Genomic DNA, 18094 nt, shown 5'->3' on the forward strand with positions numbered 1-18094 from the left:
CGATCTTTTAAATTTTACCTACCCCGGCGTTTAGCACAAAATTCGCGCACCGTTCGATCCGGGGGGGGGTGCAATCGCAGCTGGCGCGGCTGTGCCTGTGTCACGCGGTTGTGGCAGCTTCGTAGGATTCCAGCGCCTCGATCCATACTGTTTCGGTGCGTGCGGCTTCGGCGACGAAGTCGGCGCGGCGGCGGAGCAGCTCCTGGACCTTTTCGGATGACTGGCCGGCCTGTGCGAGGTCCACGTCGATGGCGGCGATGCGGGCATTGATTTTTTCCAGCCGTTTTTCGGCATCGTCTGCCTTGCGTTTGAGGCCGGAGGCGGCCTTGCGGCTTTCGGCGGACTGCTGGCGCTGGTCGGCTCTTGCCGCCTTCTGCTGTGGCGCAGGGGAATCCGACTTGTTCCGGTCGGCCTGGAGCACCAGCGCACGATAGTCCTGGAGGTCGCCATCATAGGTCTCTGCGCGACCATCGCGGACCAGCCAGAGCTGGTCGGCGGTGCCTTCGGCGAGGAAGATGTCGTGGGTGATGAGCAGGACAGCGCCCTTGAAGTCGTTGAGGGCGTAGATCAGCGCTTCGCGGCTGTCGATGTCGAGGTGGGAGGTCGGTTCGTCGAGGATCAGGATGTGCGGCTTGTCCATGGCCATCAGGCCGAGGAGCAGGCGGACCTTTTCGCCGCCGGAGAGCTTTTCAACCTTGGTCTCCACCTTTTCATGGCTGAAGCCCATCTGGGAGGCGGTCGAGCGCTGTTTGGAGACCGGCGCGTCCTTCGGCATGGCATGGCGGACATGGTCGAGTACGGTCTCGCCGGGGGTCAGCTCGTCGAGCTGGTCCTGCGAGAAATAACCGATGCGGACCTTGCTGTGCGTGACCCGGTCACCCGCCATCAGCGGCAGGCGTTCGGCGATGGACTTGACCAGCGTGGTCTTGCCCTGGCCGTTGGTGCCGACAATCGCGATCCGGTCGTCCGGATCGAGGCGGAGGGTGACGTTGCGCAGGATGCTGGCATCTTCTCCATAGCCGAGTTCGGCGCCACGCAGTTCGAGCAGGGGCGGGGCCATCTTGTCGCCCGGCTCGGGAAAATGGAACGGCACGGTACGCTCGGCCATCGGGATCGAGATGTCCTGCATTTTTTCCAGCATCTTGACGCGCGACTGGGCCTGGCGGGCCTTGGACGCCTTGGCGCGGAACCGGTCCACGAAGGCCTGGAGGTGGGCCTTGTCGACTTCCTGCTTGGCGCGCTGGCTTTCGAGCTGGGCATATTTTGCCGAGCGCAGGCGGAGCCAGGCATCGTAGCCGCCGGGCACGATGGTCAGCTTGCGGTGTTCGAGCGCCATTGTGTGGGTGACGCAGCGGTTCAGCATTTCCCGGTCGTGCGAGACGATCAGCACGGTGTGCGGATATTTCTTCAGGTAGCCTTCAAGCCAGGCCGCCCCTTCGAGGTCGAGATAGTTGGTCGGCTCGTCGAGCAGGAGCAGGTCCGGCTGCGAGAACAGGACACCGGCAATGGCGGCGCGCATCCGCCAGCCGCCGGAAAATTCACGGGTCGGACGGCCAAGGTCCTTCTGGGTGAAGCCGAGGCCCATGAGGACTTCAGCGGCCCGCGATTCAGCCGACCACGCGTCAATATCGACAAGGCGGGTGTGGATGTCGGCGATGCGCATCGGGTCTTCGGCGGTGTCGGCTTCCTGCATCAGGGCATGGCGCTCAGCATCGGCAGCCAGGACGACGTCGAGGATGGTCTCATCCGTCGGGGCGACTTCCTGGGCAACCCAGCCCAGGCGTGCGCCCTGGTTGAGCCGGATGGCGCTGTCGCCGGTCGGGTGCTCGATCTCCTCGCGGATCAGCTTCAGGAGGGTTGATTTGCCTGTGCCGTTGCGGCCGACCAGGCCGACCTTCCAGCCGGACGCGATCTGCGCTGACGCGCCTTCAAACAAAAGGCGCGCTTCCACGCGGTAGTCGAGGTTGGATATGGTGAGCATTTCGTGGGGTTTAGCGGCCAAAGGCCTGAAGGCAAGAGCCGAAGCTGTGCTGCCTTCAGGCGTGTGCCGGAATGCGGGGCCTATTCGGCCGGAACGGGGGCGATTTCCTCAAGCCTTTTCGGGTCGAGCAGGGCGTCGAACGCAGGCCGTTTGTGGCCGGAGACCAGGTAGCCGAAGAACCGTTTGATATCCGCGCCGATGCCGTACAGGGCCGGAACGAAGAACAGGGTGACGAACAGGGCGAACAGGACACCGAAGGCAAGGCCGACCCCGATGGGGATAAGGAACTGGGCCTGCATGGAGCGCTCCATCATCAGTGGCAGGAGGCCGACAAAGGTGGTGAGGGATGTCAGCAGGATGGGCCGGAACCGGCGCGTACCGGCCTCGATCAGCGCCTGCGCGCCGTCCATGCCGCGGTCGCGGAGCTGGTGGACATAGTCGATGAGGACGAGATTGTCGTTCACCGCGACACCGGCCGCCGCCATGATGCCCATGTAGGACAGGATACTGAGCGGGAACCCCATCACGAGGTGTCCGACCATCGCGCCTGTGAAACAGAAGGGAATGGCCGCCAGCAGGATCAGGATCGGCTCCGCATAGGACTTGAACGCGACCGCGACGAGGAAATAGGCGACCCCGATGGCAATCAGCAACAGCGTCATGATCTCGGCGAAGAATTCCGCCTCGCCCTGTGCCCGGCCAATATTGCCGCGCCGGACAAGCGGGTGGTTCCGGTCGAATTCAGTGAAGAAATTCTCGGCGAGGTCCGACCGGATCTCCTGGATGCGTTCGGCGGCGACTTCGGCGCTGACGACGATCGCGCGCCGGCGCTCGCGGCGATTGATCTGAGAAATGCCTTTCTCGAAGCGGATGTCGGCGACGGCGTAGAGCGGCAGTTCCCGTCCGTCCGCGGTGCGGATGCGGATATTGTTGAGGAAGTCGAGGGACTGGCGATCAGACAACGGGTAGCGGACGAAGACGCGGACATCCTCGCCGTCGCGTGGCAGGCGCTGGACTTCCTCGCCATAGAACCCCTGGCGGACCTGGCGAGCGACGTCTGCCGTGGTGATGCCAAGGGCTTCTGCGCCGGGCTTGAGATCGAACTGGATCTCGTCGGTGGCGCTCTGCACGTCGTTGACGACATTGTAGACGCCGTCATAGGAGCGCAGCTTGACCATCAAGTCTTCGGCAGCGGCGTTGAGCGCGTCCAGGTCGGTGGAATTCAGCATGTACTGGATGGGCGGATCGGTGTCGGCGTTCTTGTAGTTGACCGTGATCGTTTCGGCGTCGGGCACTTCGCCGATCAGGGCGCGCAGGCGTTCGGCCGTTTCCTTGGCCGTCAGCGTGCGGGTTTCCGGCGGCACCAGCTTGACGAGGGCAAGGATATTGTTGTCCCGCGAGCGGGTATACCAGTTTTCGATCAGCTCGCCTTCGCCATTGGTCGACAGGTTGATCTCGTCTTCGAGTGCCTTTTCGCCAGCCTGGATCTGGGCGAGCACTTCGAGCGAACGGGAATAGGGCGTGCCTTCCGGCAGCTCGACCGTGACGGCGACCTGGTCGGATTCCGTCTCCGGAAAGAAGATTGTCTTGACCAGCCCGTTCGTCAGCAGGCCGACGGACAGCACCATGCCGCCGACAAAGATTGCGGCGGTGAGGTAGCGGTGACGCAGGGCACCGATCATCACCGGCCGGTAGACCTTGCGGGCAACCCACAGGATGGAGTCGGCAATGGCGCCCTGAAAACGCGCAATGCGGCTTTCGGGGTTCACGGGCTTGAGATGAGACAGGTGCGCCGGGAGGATCAGGAGGGATTCGACCAGAGAGAATGTCAGGGCCAGGATCACGACCAGCGAGATCGACCGGGTGAACTCGCTGGTGCCGCCCGACAGCATCATCCAGGGCGCGAAGAAGATCATCGTGGTCAGGACGGCGAAGATTACCGGCTTGATGACCATGGTGGTGCCGTTGATGGCCGCGGTGAGGCCCTCCTCACCTTCCTCGGTGCGGGAATGAATTGCTTCGCCGACGATGATGGCGTCGTCGACGATGACCCCGATCACGAGCAGGAAGGCAAAGGTGGAGATCATGTTGAACGAGACGTCCAGCAGGGGCAGCAGGGCGAGCCCGCCAGCGAAGGCGGTGCCGATGCCGACAGCGACCCAGATGGCGATGGCGGGACGCAGGAAGAGGAGCAGGGTGATCAGCACCAGGGTCAGGCCCATCAGGAAGTTGCTGCCGATCAGCCGGATGCGGCTCATGTAATCGAGGGAGGAATCCTGCCAGATGGTCATCGTGATGCCGGGTGGCACGCGCCTGGACGCCGCGTCGAAATATTCGTGCACGTTCTTCGCCATCTTCACGATGTTCATCTGCGGGCCGCTCATGACCTGGACCAGGATCGTGCGCTGGCCATTCACGGTGGCGAGCAGGTTCACCTGTTCGAAGCCGTCAATCACCTTGGCCATGTCGGAGACGCGCACCACGGCGCCATTCGGCATCTGCTTGACGACGATATTCTCGAAGTCGGCCTGGGTGTCGGCCTGTGACCGGGTGCGCAGCTGGACGTTGCCGCCATCACTGCGGACATTACCGGCGGAGATGTTGACGGAGGTGCCACCAACAGCCTGCGCGACTTCCGCGAGGCTGACGCCGTAGCGGCGGAGTTCTTCCTCCGACACCTCGATGGAAATCTCTTCGTTGCGAACACCGAACAGCTCGACGGCGGGGACATGGCCGAGCAGGCCAATCTCTCGCCGGGTGGCTTCGGCAAAGTGTTTCAGGGTCTGCTCGCTGACCGTTTCATCGCCGGATACGGCGATGCGCATCAACTCGCTGCGACTGCGGAAGACCTGGAGCTGGGGCGGTTCGGCGGCGGCGGGAAACGTGCTGATGGAGTCGATCTGGCGCTTCAGTTCTTCGAGAAACTTGCCTTCGTCGAGGTCCTGGTTGCCGATGACGACGAGCGTGGCGACGCCCTCATTCGAATAGGAGCGCAATTCCTTGATGCCCTCGACCGAACTGACGGCTTCTTCCATCCGGACGGTGATCTGTTCCTCGATGTCTTGCGGCGAGGCACCCCGCCAGACAACGGAAATCTGCGCGCCCGGGAATTCGACATAGGGTTCGAGCTCGCGTTCCATGCGGAGGTAGGCAACGATCCCGGCAATGATCAGGGCGATCATGAGAAGGTTTGCGGCGACCTTGTTGTCTGCCCACCAGCGGATGATTGATGACATCGGCCTGCCCCTATTCGGATGTGGAAACGAGTTCGGTTGTCTGCGCCGTGTTGAGGCGGTCGACCGGCTTGATCTTCATGCCGTCGGCTGCAGCGCGGACGGGCGATGTGATGACGCGTTCGCCTGCCGACAGGCCGCCCGTGATGACCACGCGCTCGCGTTCGGAGAAGGCCACCTCGACGGGGCGGACCTCAAGCGTGTCATCGGTGCGTGCAACATAGACGGAGTCCTTGCCGCGCAGTGCCGTGCGCGGGAGGACGATGCTGTCGTCGAGCACGCGGCCGTCGATCTCGGCGGTGACAAACAGGCCGGTGGCGAGCGGCGTGCCATTGTCGGCGTTCCGGCCATAAGGATCCTGCACTTCGATGTAGGCGAACAGGACGCGCGTGTCGGGATCGAACCCGCTGTCCGTGCGGGTGATGCGCCCGGTCCATGTATGCGGCACGCCGCCGACGACGGCTGACAGTTCGGCAGTCGGACCGCGGCGGGCCGGTGTTTCGACAAAGCCGATGCCGAGGCCGAGATTGGCGAGGTCTGAATCCGTCAGCGCAATCGGTACCTCGACGACGTCGCTGGCATAGATTTCGCCAAGGCGCGTGCCGGGGGCGACATAGGCGCCGATATTGACGTTCCTTTCACGGACCCGGCCTGTGAAGGGTGCCGTGATGCGCGTGCGTGACAGCATCAGGCGGGTTTCGTCCAGACGGGCCTCGGCGGAGGCCAGTTCCGCATTGGCCTGGGCAAGCTGGGGACGGCGCAGCGTGAGGTCCGACACTTCAACGCCAAGCTGTTCGGCCCCCTGTGACGCGACCTGGCCTTCCGACTGTTCCTGCACCAGGCGCGTATGTGCCTGTGCGACAGCGGCTTCGGCCTGCACGATGCCGAGTTCGTATTCCTTGGGGTCGAGGCGCACGAGCGTGTCGCCCTTGCGGAACTGGCCGCCGGCAAGGAATTCGGGTGAGACATAGACGACACGACCAGAAATTTCGGAAGCCAGCGAGACTTCGGTGCGGGCGTTGACGGCGCCCTGGCCCCGCACCTTGAGGGAGATGGGTTCGGTGCGTGCCGTGGCGGTCAGCACCGGCAGGGCCTCGATGATGTCGGTTTTCTCTTCAGGGGCCGGGCGCAGCGCCCCCATGGCGACAAATCCGCCGACGGATCCGACAAGCACCAATAGGGGAAGGGCAAGGAATATCAGCCGCTTGATGAGCAGGCCGATCCTGGATCCGGGCCTTGCGGGCGCTTCGGTGTAAGACATGTTTCAACACCCCTAGATGTTTCTGCAAACGGGCCGACACGGACGATCGCGCCGGCATCCTCCTGAGCAGGGATAACATCGGAATTATTGAAAAACAATATGTAATGGTCGATAAACAGAAAAAATTAGTCGATAATCGACTTTCTCGAACGGGCCGGCGCGCGTAATCCAATAGATTCAATGGCCCGGCGAGCAGGGTTGAGATGCGTGCAGGTTCAGGTGCGCGGCTGCGGCGGTATCAGCGCGATCCGGGCTCGCAGGCGCTGAGGCCATAGACCGGGATCAGGGTTTCCCAGCCTTCCTTGCCGACGATCGAGATGCGGCCGGAATCGATGCGCTGGCCACCGTCGAGCTCGGCACCGGGCACGAAACTGATCGTTATGGTTCCGGCGTCTGAATTGAAGCGCATGTCGGTCATGAACTGGCCGAACAGGCCGCCACGCCTCTGGACAAGGGTCAGCGGTTTCTCCGCGCCCTTGAGGCGCATGATGGCCGTGTCCGTGCCGGCGCGGGAAAAGAAGATGAACCGGTTGGGTTGGGCATGTGTCCAGAGGAACAGGCCGCACTCGCCGGGGCCGAGTTGCTGGGGCGACAATTCTCCGCTGTCGCTGAGGGCACTGGCCGGAGGTGTGGGCGCCGGCTTGTCCTGGCTGGAACAGGCCGAGACGAGAGCGGACGCGATGAGCAGAGCCATCACGGCGGGGACAAGGGCCTGTCGCATTCCTATTTCTCTCCTACAAGGGCAACTTCCTGCCGCAATGTGTACCCGTTTCCGGTATTGATGAAGCCGATCTGGCCGAGGACGAGGTTCGCCTGCGGGTCGAGGCCGCTAACATGCACGTCCATGCCGGTGCGTCCGTCTGACAGGGAGCGGAGTGTCACGTCAAACTGTTCGCCCGCCGTGCCCTTGCCGGACATCGGCAGTTGCAGCTCACCCTCAGTGCAAGTGAGCGTGCCATCAAGCAGGGGCCAGTCGCGCCCGTACTGGACTCCGAGCCGGCGGACGAGATCAAGCTGCGCACTGCCACCGGCGTTGATGCAGCGACCATTGGAATCGAAGCGGGCGGCTGCGCGGGAGACTTTCAGTGTGCCCCCGGTGCGGCGCAATTCAGGGTGCAGGCCGTCGAGGCGGCTGATGTCGAGTTCGGCGGAGAGGTCGGACGCACCACTGGAGGACATGCCGAGAGCAAGTTGGCCACGGGCACGGCCCGCGGGCGATGTCCAGCGGACGTCGGATACAATGCGCCCGGTCAGGAGTGAGGCGGGCGACGAGCGGATGTCCAGCGCGCCGGCCGCGCGGCCGCGAAAGCCGAGGCCGGTGACCTGTCCGTGCCAGATCGTGCCGCGTGCCTGCTGCCAGCTGACACCCTGGCTGGTGATGCCGGTCTGGCGCATGACGAATGACAGCGGCACGCTGGACACGCAGCCTACGATCAGCGCGCCGGTGAAGACGAGGATGAGGAGCGTGCGTTTCATCTGCCGGATGTGCTCCCGAATTCGAAGCTGCTGCGAACCTGGCCTGCGCCAGTTTCGTTCATGGCGACCTTGCTGGCTTCGAGGCCGGCGTTCCGCTTCACGTCCAGCAGCCAGGCGAAGATGATGTCGGGGCTGCTGTCGTCGACCTGGACGGTGACAGTGCCATCCTCGCCGACCTGCACCCGTGCGATGGCGAGGCCCCGGCGTGCGGCAGAGTCGAGCACGGCGCGCCGGCGGGCGTCGGTGTCGAGTGGCTGGCCGATGGGGCCGGCGCCTGCTTCGGTGTTTGCGAACCCGCGCGAGGTCATCAGGTCAAGCGTCCGCGCGGCCTGGTCGGCCTTGAGGCGGGCCGCACTCCGGCTCGCCAGCAGCGGCATCAGGACGAGTTGCAGCATCAGGATGATTCCCAGCAGGCCGGCAGCCGCAGCCACGAGCAGCCTTTCGCGTTCGCTGAGCTTTTCCCACCAGGCGATCATTGCGCCACCTGCAGCGTCAGGTCACCGAGAACCTGGCCGTCCTGTTGCCGGGAGTCGCCGAGGGTCACGCCGAGCCCGCGGGATTCAAGGTCGCGCTTGAGATCTATATCCGCGCCGTAGGCGGGATAGACCAGGTTCGCAACCAGGCGGCCGGTCTGGCGGTCATACCGCAGGGCCTGGATGGAGATGCCGCTGTCGACCGGTACGGCTTCGTACAACAGTGCTGCCGCGTCCAGGAAGGACAGGCGGGCGGCAAGGGGCGCCGTCTCCTGTGTTCGGACGGCGGCGGAAAGGTTTGCCGGAACAGGCGTGCCGGGAAACGACGCCGTATAGATTGCGCGGGCCTGACGATCGAGGACGTTTGCAAGGCGGTTCAGGGAAAATGCTTCGATACCGGTCAGCACGAGGAAGGCGACAGCGACGCCGGCGGCGAGGGCGAGTGCAGGACGCCAGGCACCGAGCCGGATGTCGCGCTGGCGGCGCGTGGCGAATTCACCTTGCCGCAGGTCCGTCAGGGCGCCGCCCTGTTCGGCCCAGGCGGCGAGCTGTGCCACAAGCGGCAACGGATCACGGTCCGCGACCGGGCAGCCAAGCCGCTGGGCGAGGGCGGCCGTCGACGCAGTCAGCCCGTCCGGCGCGGTGGCGGCGAGTGCTTTCAGGGCATCGTCCGGCAGGCTGGAATCGATGGCGATCTTCCGTGTGCCAAGGGACAGGAGGATGTGCGCGCTGGCATCGACCGCGACCGGACCGGCCGGCAGGACAGAAGCGTCGGCGACAAGGCGGGCGTCTTTCAGGCCAAGCGTCCCCAGCTGCGATACCCATGCGCGCATCACGTCGGGATCGACGACGTGGACGGGCCGCAGACCGGTGGCCGTTGGAGCGCCGATGGCGACATGCGCCGCTTCGACCGGTACGGCGAGGTCGTCCTCGATGGCGAAGACGGCCGAGCGGCGAAGTTCGGCCGCGCTCTGCGATGGCAGGCGGACCTCGAAGCAGCCGACCTCGGTGGACGGTACGAATACGGTGACGGCGTCCTTGGAATCGAGGCCCGATGGTGGCGTCGGCATCATCCGCACGCCCTTCTCGTCCGCAATTGCGAATTCGAGGGCCTCTCCGGGCTCTGGCAGCAGGGCATAGAGGCGGCGGGCCATCAGAATGCTCCGGTCGAGCGCTGGACGAGGCGCGGTGCGCTGCCCTTGCCGACTTCATAGACGAGATCGAGTGTCTCGCGGCTTGAGCCAGAGACGATGAGGGCTGTCAATCGAACATGGCTCGGCCGGGTCATCAGCAGGGAGTCGCGGCGGGCCGGTTCGGCAATCGCCTTGATCACGCTGTTGTCGACAAAGGCCTGCCGGCTCTGCCAGCCGGAAACGGGGCGGGCGCGGATCACCGTCCGGGCATCTTCCGTCGAGAGTTCGTCGGAATAGAGGGCGACCAGCAGGGGCGCCTGGTCCTCGGTCATGGTGTCGATATTGAGCCAGGGCTGGTAAGTGGCGGCGCGAACGCAGACCAGCGGTGCGATCTGGGCAATGACCTCCGGCGTGAAGCCCCGTACTGCCCGCAATTCGGTGATGTTGACCAGCTGGCTGTTGGCCGGCCGGTAGGGCGTGTCGAGCGTGGTGTAATAGCCATCCTCGGCACCGAAGGTGCGCGGAACCGTGTCATCGTCGATCCAGTCTGCGAGCGCATCGGACAGTTCACGGGCATTGTTCCGGAAGAAGCCGAGGGCGACGAGCAACTCCTGGAATTGCATGTCGGCGACATTGTCCGGCTCGCCGGTGATGCTGTTCAGGTTGAAGCAGTTTGATGCGTCTTGAATGCTGGCCTGAATGACGCCGCGATCGAAAGGCAGGGTGATGGGTTCACGGAAGGTTTCCGGGTTTGACATGGCTTCGAGGCCGAGGTCCTCGAGGCGCCGGATAGCCGTTGCGCCGACCGCTTCGGTCGACCGGGCGGCCCAGAGTGCCTGGGAGCGCTCGGAAGATATGCGTGACAGGTTGAGCGACCGGCCCAGCGAGTCGAGCGCCGCCAGCGCCGCCACGGACATGACTGCAACGATCAGCAGGATCGTCAGCAGCGCGGCGCCGCTGTCCCGGGGGGCGCGGGTACCGGTCACTGGATTGCCCCCACCATGTAAGCGAGGCGCAGCACGTCCTGCTCGGCGAACCGGATTTCGAATTCGACGAGGTCGGGATGGTCACCTTCCGGGGTGGCGGGCCATTCGTCATACCAGCGCCCGGCGCTGCGGTAGTGCACGGTCAGGCTGTCGATGCCGCTCAGCAGGACGCGTTCGACAACCGGCGTGGCGGGGGCGGGATTGGGTCGCAGCCAGGCGGTGCGGATCAGGTTGCCATCCTCGAAACGGTAGGCGACGCGTTGCAGGTCGCTGCGATCACTGTCCTTGCGGCTGTCGCGCCAGCCGGTGCGGACGAAACTGATGATGTCGCCTGCGTCTTCGCCGGTCTTGCCGAGAAAGCCGACGGGGGGTGACAGGTCGTCCGGCGGGGCCGACGCCCGGCGGGTGACTTCGCCCAGGTCGGCGCGGAACAGGCCATTGGCGGCTTCCAGCGTGCGGACCTCGTCCATGCGCGTATCGACCGCGCGGCTGGCCTGCAGCGTCTGCAGCATCATCACGGTGCCACTGGTGGCCAGCGTGGCCGTGACGCCAAGCGCGACCAGAGTCTCGATGAGGGTGAAGCCGGACTCGCGCGCGCTCATGGCTCGGTCCTCAGGCCCTGGAGGTGGGCGAGTACCTGGCCGCTTTCGGCGGATGACACGGTGATGTCGACAAGGATGAGACCGGGTTCCTGCGTCGGCGAGGCGATGCGCCGCCAGTCAAAGCTGCGGCCGCGCTGGTCGGCCGATCCGGCCATCAGGCCGGTCGCGAGTGGTGGCGGCGCCGTCAGCGCGTCGGCCATCAGGTTGCTGGCTTCGATTTCGGCCAATGCCCGCATGTCGACCTGCCTGGCACCGATGCTGGTTTGGGTCGAGAGGTGGATTAGCCCGATCGCTGAAATCGAGAAGACGCCGAGGGCGGCGAGGACTTCGACGAGCGTGAACCCGGAATTCTGTGTGTGGTCAGGCATTCGGCGCCTCCCACGTCACAGTGCCGTCGGGGGCGATGACGAGTTCGATGCGGTCGCGTCCGCGCATCAGGATGATCGGTTCGCTGGCGGCGACGCCGGTGGCGTCGAGCACGATGTCTGGCAGGATGGATGTGGCTTTCGTCCGCGCTGTCGAGCGGTCGCGCGACTGGTCGACGGCGACATTCCGCTTGAACGCCACGGGCGGCACCAGCGCGGGAATCCAGGTTTCGCCTTTCCAGACAAATTGCCGGTAGCCGGTTGGTCCGATCTGCAGGCCCTGCGCATTGCCGGTAACGAGGGCGGTGTCGAGCGCGGCTTCGACATCATGCTGCAGGCGCAGCGCAGCGGCGCTGAGGGCGTCATCCTTCGGTCGGATGGTCAGCACGATCATGCCGGCGGCGAGCGCCATGATGAACACGGCGACCAGCACTTCGATCAGGCTCATGCCTGATTGGGTATCCTGCAAGGGGCCGCGACCGGATGCCATGGGTGGTTCAGTTCCAGTTCCCGATGTCGTCTTCATTGCCGACCTGGCCGTCGGGGCCGGCCGAGAAGACGTCATAGGCGCCGCCCGAGCGCGGGCCGGGGACGACGTAGTGATAGTCATTGCCCCACGGGTCCTGCTGGATGCGCTTGATGTAGCCGCCGGGCCGGTACTGGCCGTTGGTCTCACCTGAGGGGGGAGTCTTGAGGGCGGCGAGACCGGCGTCGGCACCGGGATAGTTGAACATGTCGAAGCTGTACTGCTCGAGCCCGCTTTCGAGGGCCGAGATGTCGGCCCTTGCCCGGTCGATGCGCGACTTGCCGAGCACCGGCCCGACCGAGATGACGACGGCGGTTGCCAGCAGCGCCATGATCGACACCGTGACGAGCAGCTCGACGAGCGAGAAGCCGGCGTCGCGCGGGGGGCAGGTGGTGGGTGGCTCGATGGACGGGTCAGACATGGAGGGCCTCCTTTCGGGGCTGGCGCTATTGCAGCGCCAGTGAGTTGAGCTGGATGATCGGGAGCATGATCGACAGCACGATCGTGCCGACAAGGCCCCCGAGGAAGACGATTATGATGGGCTCCATCAGGCTGAGCGCCGTGGACGTTGCTGTCTCGAATTCCTCTTCCAGGAATTCGGCGGCGCGGGTCATCATGCCCGGCACGTCGCGGCCGGCTTCGCCGCTGGCGACCATGTGAACCATCATGGGGGGGAACGCGCCGGTGGCCTTGAGGGCGGCGGCAAAGGACCCGCCTTCACGGACGCGCGCGCCGATCTCGTCTGCGGCGTTCCTGAACACCACGTTGGACATGGCGCCGCGGGCCGCTTGCAGTGATTCAAGGACTGTGGCGCCGGAGGATGACAGCGTGGCGAAGATCCGCGCAAACCGGGCGGCGGACACGGTGCGCGTCAGGTTGCCGATGATCGGGACCCTCAGGATGAAGCGGTCGAGCTTGTCGCGCACGGCCGGCGTGCGAACGACCTGGGTCAGGGCGATGACGCCCGCGAAAAGGCCGATGGCGATAAGCCAGCCCCAGTTCCGGAGCAGGTTGGAAAAGGCGATCACCTGCTGGGTCAGCCAGGGCAGGTCTGCATTGAACATGTCGAACTGTTCGACGAGGCGAGGCACCACGAGGATCATCAGCGCGACGACCATGCCGATGGCAAGGGCCGCAAGCAGGGCCGGGTAGATGAGCGCCGACTGAACTTTCTGGCGGAGCCGCCAGGTGTTTTCGAGATAGACCGCGAGGCGTTCCATGACTTCGCCCTGGCGGCCCGACATCTCGCCGGCCGCGACGACCGACTTGAACAGGGGCGGGAAGGCGCGTGGCGCCGTGGACAGGGCATCAGCGAAACGCGAGCCTTCTGTGACCTCTGTGCGCACGCGGTGCAGGATAGCGACGGTTTCCGGCTTGGTGCCATCGCTGGCAGCAGCAGTCAGCGCCTGTTCGACCGTCAGGCCGGACTGGAGCAGGACGGCGAGCTGGCGCGCGAGTAGGGCGCGGTCTTTTTCGGAAATTCGCCCACCGGCCCCGGCGACGCCGCGCGAAGACTTGGCGCTGAGCGGTGACACTTCGACGGGCATCAACTCGCGCAGGCGCAGTTCCCTGCGAGCCGCGCGGGGGCTGTCTGCGGAGATCACGCCCTTCATCCGCTTGCCGCCAGTGTCGACGGCCACGTACTCAAACGCCGCCATCACGGGCCTCCTTGCGGCAGACACGCAGGACTTCGGTGACGCTGGTCTCACCGGAGAAAACATAGCGCCGGGCATTCTCGATCAGGCGGTGATGGTCGGCAAAGGCGGTCTTCTCGATCGCGTCTTCCGTTGCGTCTGCATGCAGGAGCGTGCGCACCGCATTGTCGATGACCAGCAATTCATAGATCGCGATACGGCCATGAAAGCCCGTATTGCCGCAGGCCATGCAGCCTTTCGGCGTATAATGGGTGAACGCGTCGGCGGGCGGCAGGTCCAGCGCCTCGTATTCCGCCGGGCCGGCTTCTGCAGGCACCTTGCAGACATCGCAGAGCTTGCGGACGAGGCGCTGGGCCATGACCGCGCGCAGTGTCGAGGCCATGAGGTAGGTTTCGACGCCCATGTCGCGCAGGCGCGTGATGGCGCCGGCGGCGCTGTTGGTGTGCAGGGTGGAGAAGGCGAGGCGGCCGGTCGAGGCGAATTCGAATGCGGCTTCGGCCGTTTCAAGGTCGCGGATCTCGCCGACCATGACGATGTTGAAGTCCTGGCGCAGGATGTTGCGCAGGGCGCGGGCAAAGGTGAGGCCGACCTTGGAATCCATCTGCGTCTGGCTGATGCCCGGCAGGCCGTATTCCACCGGGTCTTCGAGCGTCATGATGTTGACGCTGCCTGTGTTCAGACGAGAGATCGAGGAATAGAGCGTTGTCGTCTTGCCCGAGCCGACAGGGCCGGTCACGAGGATCACGCCATTCGGCTGGTTCAGCACTTCGTCGAAACGCTTGTAGGTGTCGGAATCCATGCCGAGCTGTTCAAGCGTGAGCAGCGCATTCTGGGTGTCGAGCAGGCGCAGGGCGACACGCTCTCCGAAACGGGTCGGCAGGATGGCGACGCGCACGTCGATGGAGCGCCCACCGGCCTGCAGCGAGATGCGGCCATCCTGGGGCAGGCGCTTTTCGGCGATGTCGAGGCGCGCCATGACCTTGATCCGGGACACGAGCGGCGCAGCGAGCTTGCGCGGCGGGGTGAGGACTTCGACCAGGTCGCCGTCGATCCTGTAGCGGATGGACAGTTTGTCTTCGAACGGATCAATGTGGATGTCCGAGGCCCGGCGCTTCATCGCTTCGTAAATCAAGCCGTTGATCAGGCGGATAACGGGTGCGTCATCGCTGCCGCCGAGCAGGTCTGCAGCCTCGGGGATGTCGTCGATCAGGCCCTCGAGGCCGCCCCGGCTGGCGACGGCGGCCTCAATTTCGGTGGCGCCGAGCGGGCCCTGGCTGAACGCAAGCGTAAGTTCGCGGTCAAAGGTTGCCGTGTCCATCGCCTCGATTGCATGCGACTGGCCGAGTGCGCGGCGGGCTTCTACCAGGGCGAGGGGGTCTGCGCCGGCGCGCACGCCGATTGTCGGCGCGTCGCGGCCGGACAATACGATCAGGCCCTTGTCCTTGGCGAAGGCATAAGTGAACTGACGTGAGGAAGCGGTATGTGTACTCATCGATCTATTTCGGAGGGGGCGCCCCCAGAACCTCGCTGACGAAGGCATCAAGCGAGTTTACCTTATCGTCCTTGCCGTTCCAAAGCTCTTCCGCACGTACGAAGCGGTAGCTGCGGGCCGTGACGTCGCGGGCGCTTTCGCGGTCGCGGATCACGGTCGGGCGGATGAAGACCATGAGATTGGTGCGTTTCGTGGACTTGCCTTCGGTGCGGAACAGGCGGCCGGCGATCGGCACGTCTCCCAGGATCGGGACCTTTTCGTTCGCCACCGTGTCGGATTGCTGGATCAGGCCGCCGATGACAATGATCTCACCGCTGTCGGCAAGCACGTCCGTCGTGATCTGGCGCTTGTTGAAAATGAGGTCGGAGGTCGCGACATTGATCGCGCCGGAAATGCTGGAGACTTCCTGGTTGATCTCGAGACGCACCGCGTCATCGGACGAGATGCGCGGTGTAACGTCCAGCCGGACGCCGATTTCCTTGCGATCAACCGTGCGGAACGGGTTGGTGTTGGCGTCGCCGAGGACTTCGCCGGTAACGATCGGGACCTCCTGGCCCACGAGCAGGGATGATGTGCCGTTGTCGAGCGTCATGTTGAACGGCTTGGACAGGACGCGCGAGTTGGTGTCGTTCTCGACGGCCGTCAGGATTGCGCCGAACAATGTATCGCCGTCCTGGCCGCCGACACCGACGCTGAGACCGGTAAGGCCGAGCAGGGACGTTACGGCGGCGGCAGCGAACGGGTTGTTCTCACCGCTGCCGAATGGCGTATCGCCCGCCACTGCGCCGGCAAGCGCGAGCAGGTTCGGCGCGGAGCGTGAAAAATTCGTCGATGCGAAAGGCACTGTGGAATTGCCTGTGCCGCTGAGCAGGAATTGCAGGCCGAGTTCGCGTGCCGTGTCGTCTGACATTTCCACGATGATCGCTTCGACCAGAACCTGGGCGCGGCGCTTGTCGAGATCCTGGATGACCCGTTCGAGCGTCAGCAGCGTTTCGCTCGGGGCGTTGATCACGAGGGAATTTGTTGGTCCGTGGTGGGCGATGGTGCTGGGCGCGAATTCGCCGCCGGTCTCGCTGTGGCGGAAGGCCATCGCATTGGCCACCTTTTCGAGGATCGGGACAATCTCCGCGGCATCAGCGTTCTTGAGCGATATGACGCGCAGCGTGTCTTCGACCCGGTCGGTTGCATCCAGTTGCGCCACGACCTTCATGGCACGCTCGACCGTCTTGTCATCGCCCTTCAATATGATCGAGTTGCCAGTCTGTGCGGCGATGGCCTGGAAGTTGGAGGAATAGGCATCTTCTGACGTTTTCTGGTGAAGCGATGCCAGGATGGATTGAAGCTCTCCTGACGGAATATTCTTAAGCGGGATCGTTTCGATCCGGGTGCGGTCTTCATCGATCCCGGCGACCAGTTCGCGGATGCGCGGAAGGTTTGAGGCATAGTCGACAATGACGAGCGTGTTCGAGCGGGGATTGGCTATCACCTGGCCCTGCGCATCGACGAGCGGCTTGACCATCTGCGCTGCCTCGAGCGCGTTGAAGTTGCTGAGGTGGATGATCTCGGTCGTGAAGCTGTTGGCACCGGACGATCGTGTGCCGGCCTCGCTGACGGCCGATTGCTCGGGGATGATCCTGTAAGTGTCCTTGCCGGCGGGGACAGCGGTGAACCCGTTCACGCGCAGGGTGGACAGGAAGACTTCAAAGACACCGTCCTTTGTCAGGGGTGTCGACGAGGTGACCGTGACGCGCTTGGTGCGGACATCCGGGTGCACGATGAACGTGTATCCGGTGACAATCGACACGTCGGCGATCAGCGAACTCAGCTCCACATCGTCAAAATTGAGAACGTGGCGCGCCGCCTGGGACGACGTCTCCCCTGCAAGCCCGAATGCCGGCAGTGCCGTCGAGGCGAGCAGGATGGCCGAAAGGCCGAACCGGAAGTTCATTCTAATCTCCCTCGGCAAAGCGAAGAGTCACGGCCTGTGGTGTGCCGTTCCGCGTTACCGTCAATGTGATCTCGGCTGCATTCGACAACCGGTCCGTAATGCTTTCGATAGGCAAGTCCTGTACCGAATTGCCGTCAAATTCCGTGATCAGGTCACCCGACTGCAGCCCCGACCCGTCGAGGGCCGCGGGTGATCCCGGCGCTGTCAGGCGGTATCCGACCAGGTTTCCTTCTTTGATAACCGGGTTGATGTCGAGCGAAGCAAGCAGTTGCCGGTCGATTGGCTGGTTTTCGGGTGCGGGTGCGGCGGCACGCGGTGTGCCTTCGATCAAGCCGTCCTGACCCGGAAGTGACAGCACGGCGAGGGCGCCAATGCCGCTCTCCATCATGAGGGTTTCGAGCGAGCCGTTCTTGCGGATCAGGACCCGGTCAGCCAGCACCCGGTCGAGCGACACGCCGTCAATGATCGTGTCGCCGGGATGGTAGGTGCGGGCCTGGTTGTCCGGTGTCTGGATGATGGCGATGGGCGCGTCGGCAGCCGCGTTGTCGCCGGCATTGGTGGAAACCGAGCGCACGCCCTTGAGCTTGAGGTTCAGGCTGGTTGCGGGCGCATCCGGAATGATGGCGGCAGTTTCACTGCTCGCGCCGAACTTGCTGCCGCGGGTCAGCGCCATCAGGTCTGCGCTAGCCGAAGGAGAGGCGGGGCCGGACGAGAGGGGCGCGCCAGGAAGCGGCAGGGGCCGGCTGACCGCACCACCCGGGTCGACCAGGATCCACGCGATACGGGCCAGAAACAGGCCCAGGCAGGCTATCAGAACGAGTTCCAGAACCAGGCGAAGCCGGGGCATCCAGGCGAGAAGGAGAGAGGGAAATTGCATCGTCTGCCTCATGCCGCTTCAGCCATCATGGTTAACGGCCGCTCCACAGCATAAGTCCGCCGCAGTTTCGAAACTGCAGCGGACCA

At 64.4% G+C, this 18094-nt stretch carries 16 protein-coding genes; all 16 read right to left on the reverse strand.

Annotation, left to right across the window (positions count from 1 at the left end; genetic code table 11):
- Nucleotides 1-100: 100 nt before the first annotated feature.
- Nucleotides 101-1981, reverse strand: a complete 1881-nt coding sequence (locus HJO_RS02985) for an ABC-F family ATP-binding cassette domain-containing protein (protein ID WP_035613356.1) — start codon at nt 1979-1981, stop codon at nt 101-103.
- An 80-nt stretch (nt 1982-2061) separates the two neighbouring features.
- Entirely contained in the window at nt 2062-5217 is a 3156-nt protein-coding gene (locus HJO_RS02990) for an efflux RND transporter permease subunit (protein WP_051618075.1), read from the reverse strand.
- Nucleotides 5218-5227: 10 nt separating this feature from the next.
- A complete protein-coding gene (locus HJO_RS02995) occupies nt 5228-6475 on the reverse strand; it encodes an efflux RND transporter periplasmic adaptor subunit (protein WP_051618078.1) in 1248 nt (415 codons plus the stop codon).
- Between the two features lie 238 nt (nt 6476-6713).
- Entirely contained in the window at nt 6714-7196 is a 483-nt protein-coding gene (locus tag HJO_RS03000) for a hypothetical protein (RefSeq protein ID WP_035613359.1), read from the reverse strand.
- A 2-nt stretch (nt 7197-7198) separates the two neighbouring features.
- Complete coding sequence (gene gspN / locus HJO_RS03005; RefSeq protein ID WP_035613362.1) at nt 7199-7951, reverse strand: type II secretion system protein N; 753 nt, start codon at nt 7949-7951, stop codon at nt 7199-7201.
- Nucleotides 7948-8427 carry a type II secretion system protein GspM gene (gene gspM, locus HJO_RS03010; protein WP_035613365.1) on the reverse strand — a complete coding sequence of 160 codons (480 nt, stop codon included), beginning with the start codon at nt 8425-8427 and terminating at the stop codon, nt 7948-7950. Before gspM ends, gspN begins: the two co-directional genes overlap by 4 nt.
- Complete coding sequence (gene gspL, locus HJO_RS03015; protein WP_035613367.1) at nt 8424-9578, reverse strand: type II secretion system protein GspL; 1155 nt, start codon at nt 9576-9578, stop codon at nt 8424-8426. Before gspL ends, gspM begins: the two co-directional genes overlap by 4 nt.
- Nucleotides 9578-10543 (reverse strand): type II secretion system minor pseudopilin GspK, encoded by a 966-nt coding sequence (gene gspK / locus HJO_RS03020; protein WP_051618080.1) that lies wholly within the window; start codon nt 10541-10543, stop codon nt 9578-9580. The genes gspL and gspK overlap by 1 nt, the downstream gene beginning before the upstream one ends.
- Nucleotides 10540-11145: a type II secretion system minor pseudopilin GspJ gene (gene gspJ, locus HJO_RS03025; protein ID WP_035613370.1), complete on the reverse strand. Its 606-nt coding sequence runs from the start codon at nt 11143-11145 to the stop codon at nt 10540-10542. Before gspJ ends, gspK begins: the two co-directional genes overlap by 4 nt.
- Nucleotides 11142-11513 carry a type II secretion system minor pseudopilin GspI gene (gene gspI / locus HJO_RS03030; protein ID WP_035613373.1) on the reverse strand — a complete coding sequence of 124 codons (372 nt, stop codon included), beginning with the start codon at nt 11511-11513 and terminating at the stop codon, nt 11142-11144. Before gspI ends, gspJ begins: the two co-directional genes overlap by 4 nt.
- Nucleotides 11506-12120, reverse strand: coding sequence for a prepilin-type N-terminal cleavage/methylation domain-containing protein (locus HJO_RS03035; protein WP_084141385.1), 615 nt, complete (start codon nt 12118-12120; stop codon nt 11506-11508). The genes gspI and HJO_RS03035 overlap by 8 nt, the downstream gene beginning before the upstream one ends.
- Nucleotides 12008-12457: a type II secretion system major pseudopilin GspG gene (gene gspG / locus HJO_RS03040; RefSeq protein WP_035613376.1), complete on the reverse strand. Its 450-nt coding sequence runs from the start codon at nt 12455-12457 to the stop codon at nt 12008-12010. The genes HJO_RS03035 and gspG overlap by 113 nt, the downstream gene beginning before the upstream one ends.
- 25 nt (nt 12458-12482) lie before the next feature.
- Nucleotides 12483-13694, reverse strand: coding sequence for a type II secretion system inner membrane protein GspF (gspF, locus tag HJO_RS03045; protein ID WP_035613379.1), 1212 nt, complete (start codon nt 13692-13694; stop codon nt 12483-12485).
- Nucleotides 13681-15183: a GspE/PulE family protein gene (locus HJO_RS03050; protein ID WP_035613380.1), complete on the reverse strand. Its 1503-nt coding sequence runs from the start codon at nt 15181-15183 to the stop codon at nt 13681-13683. Before HJO_RS03050 ends, gspF begins: the two co-directional genes overlap by 14 nt.
- 4 nt (nt 15184-15187) lie before the next feature.
- A complete protein-coding gene (gspD, locus tag HJO_RS03055; RefSeq protein ID WP_035613382.1) occupies nt 15188-17131 on the reverse strand; it encodes a type II secretion system secretin GspD in 1944 nt (647 codons plus the stop codon).
- A 1-nt stretch (nt 17132) separates the two neighbouring features.
- The gene (locus HJO_RS03060) at nt 17133-18008 is read right to left on the reverse strand and encodes a type II secretion system protein N (protein WP_162173760.1); all 876 of its coding nucleotides are present in this window, start codon (nt 18006-18008) and stop codon (nt 17133-17135) included.
- Nucleotides 18009-18094: the final 86 nt, after the last annotated feature.

The organism is Hyphomonas johnsonii MHS-2, assembly GCF_000685275.1.
Lineage (GTDB): Bacteria > Pseudomonadota > Alphaproteobacteria > Caulobacterales > Hyphomonadaceae > Hyphomonas > Hyphomonas johnsonii.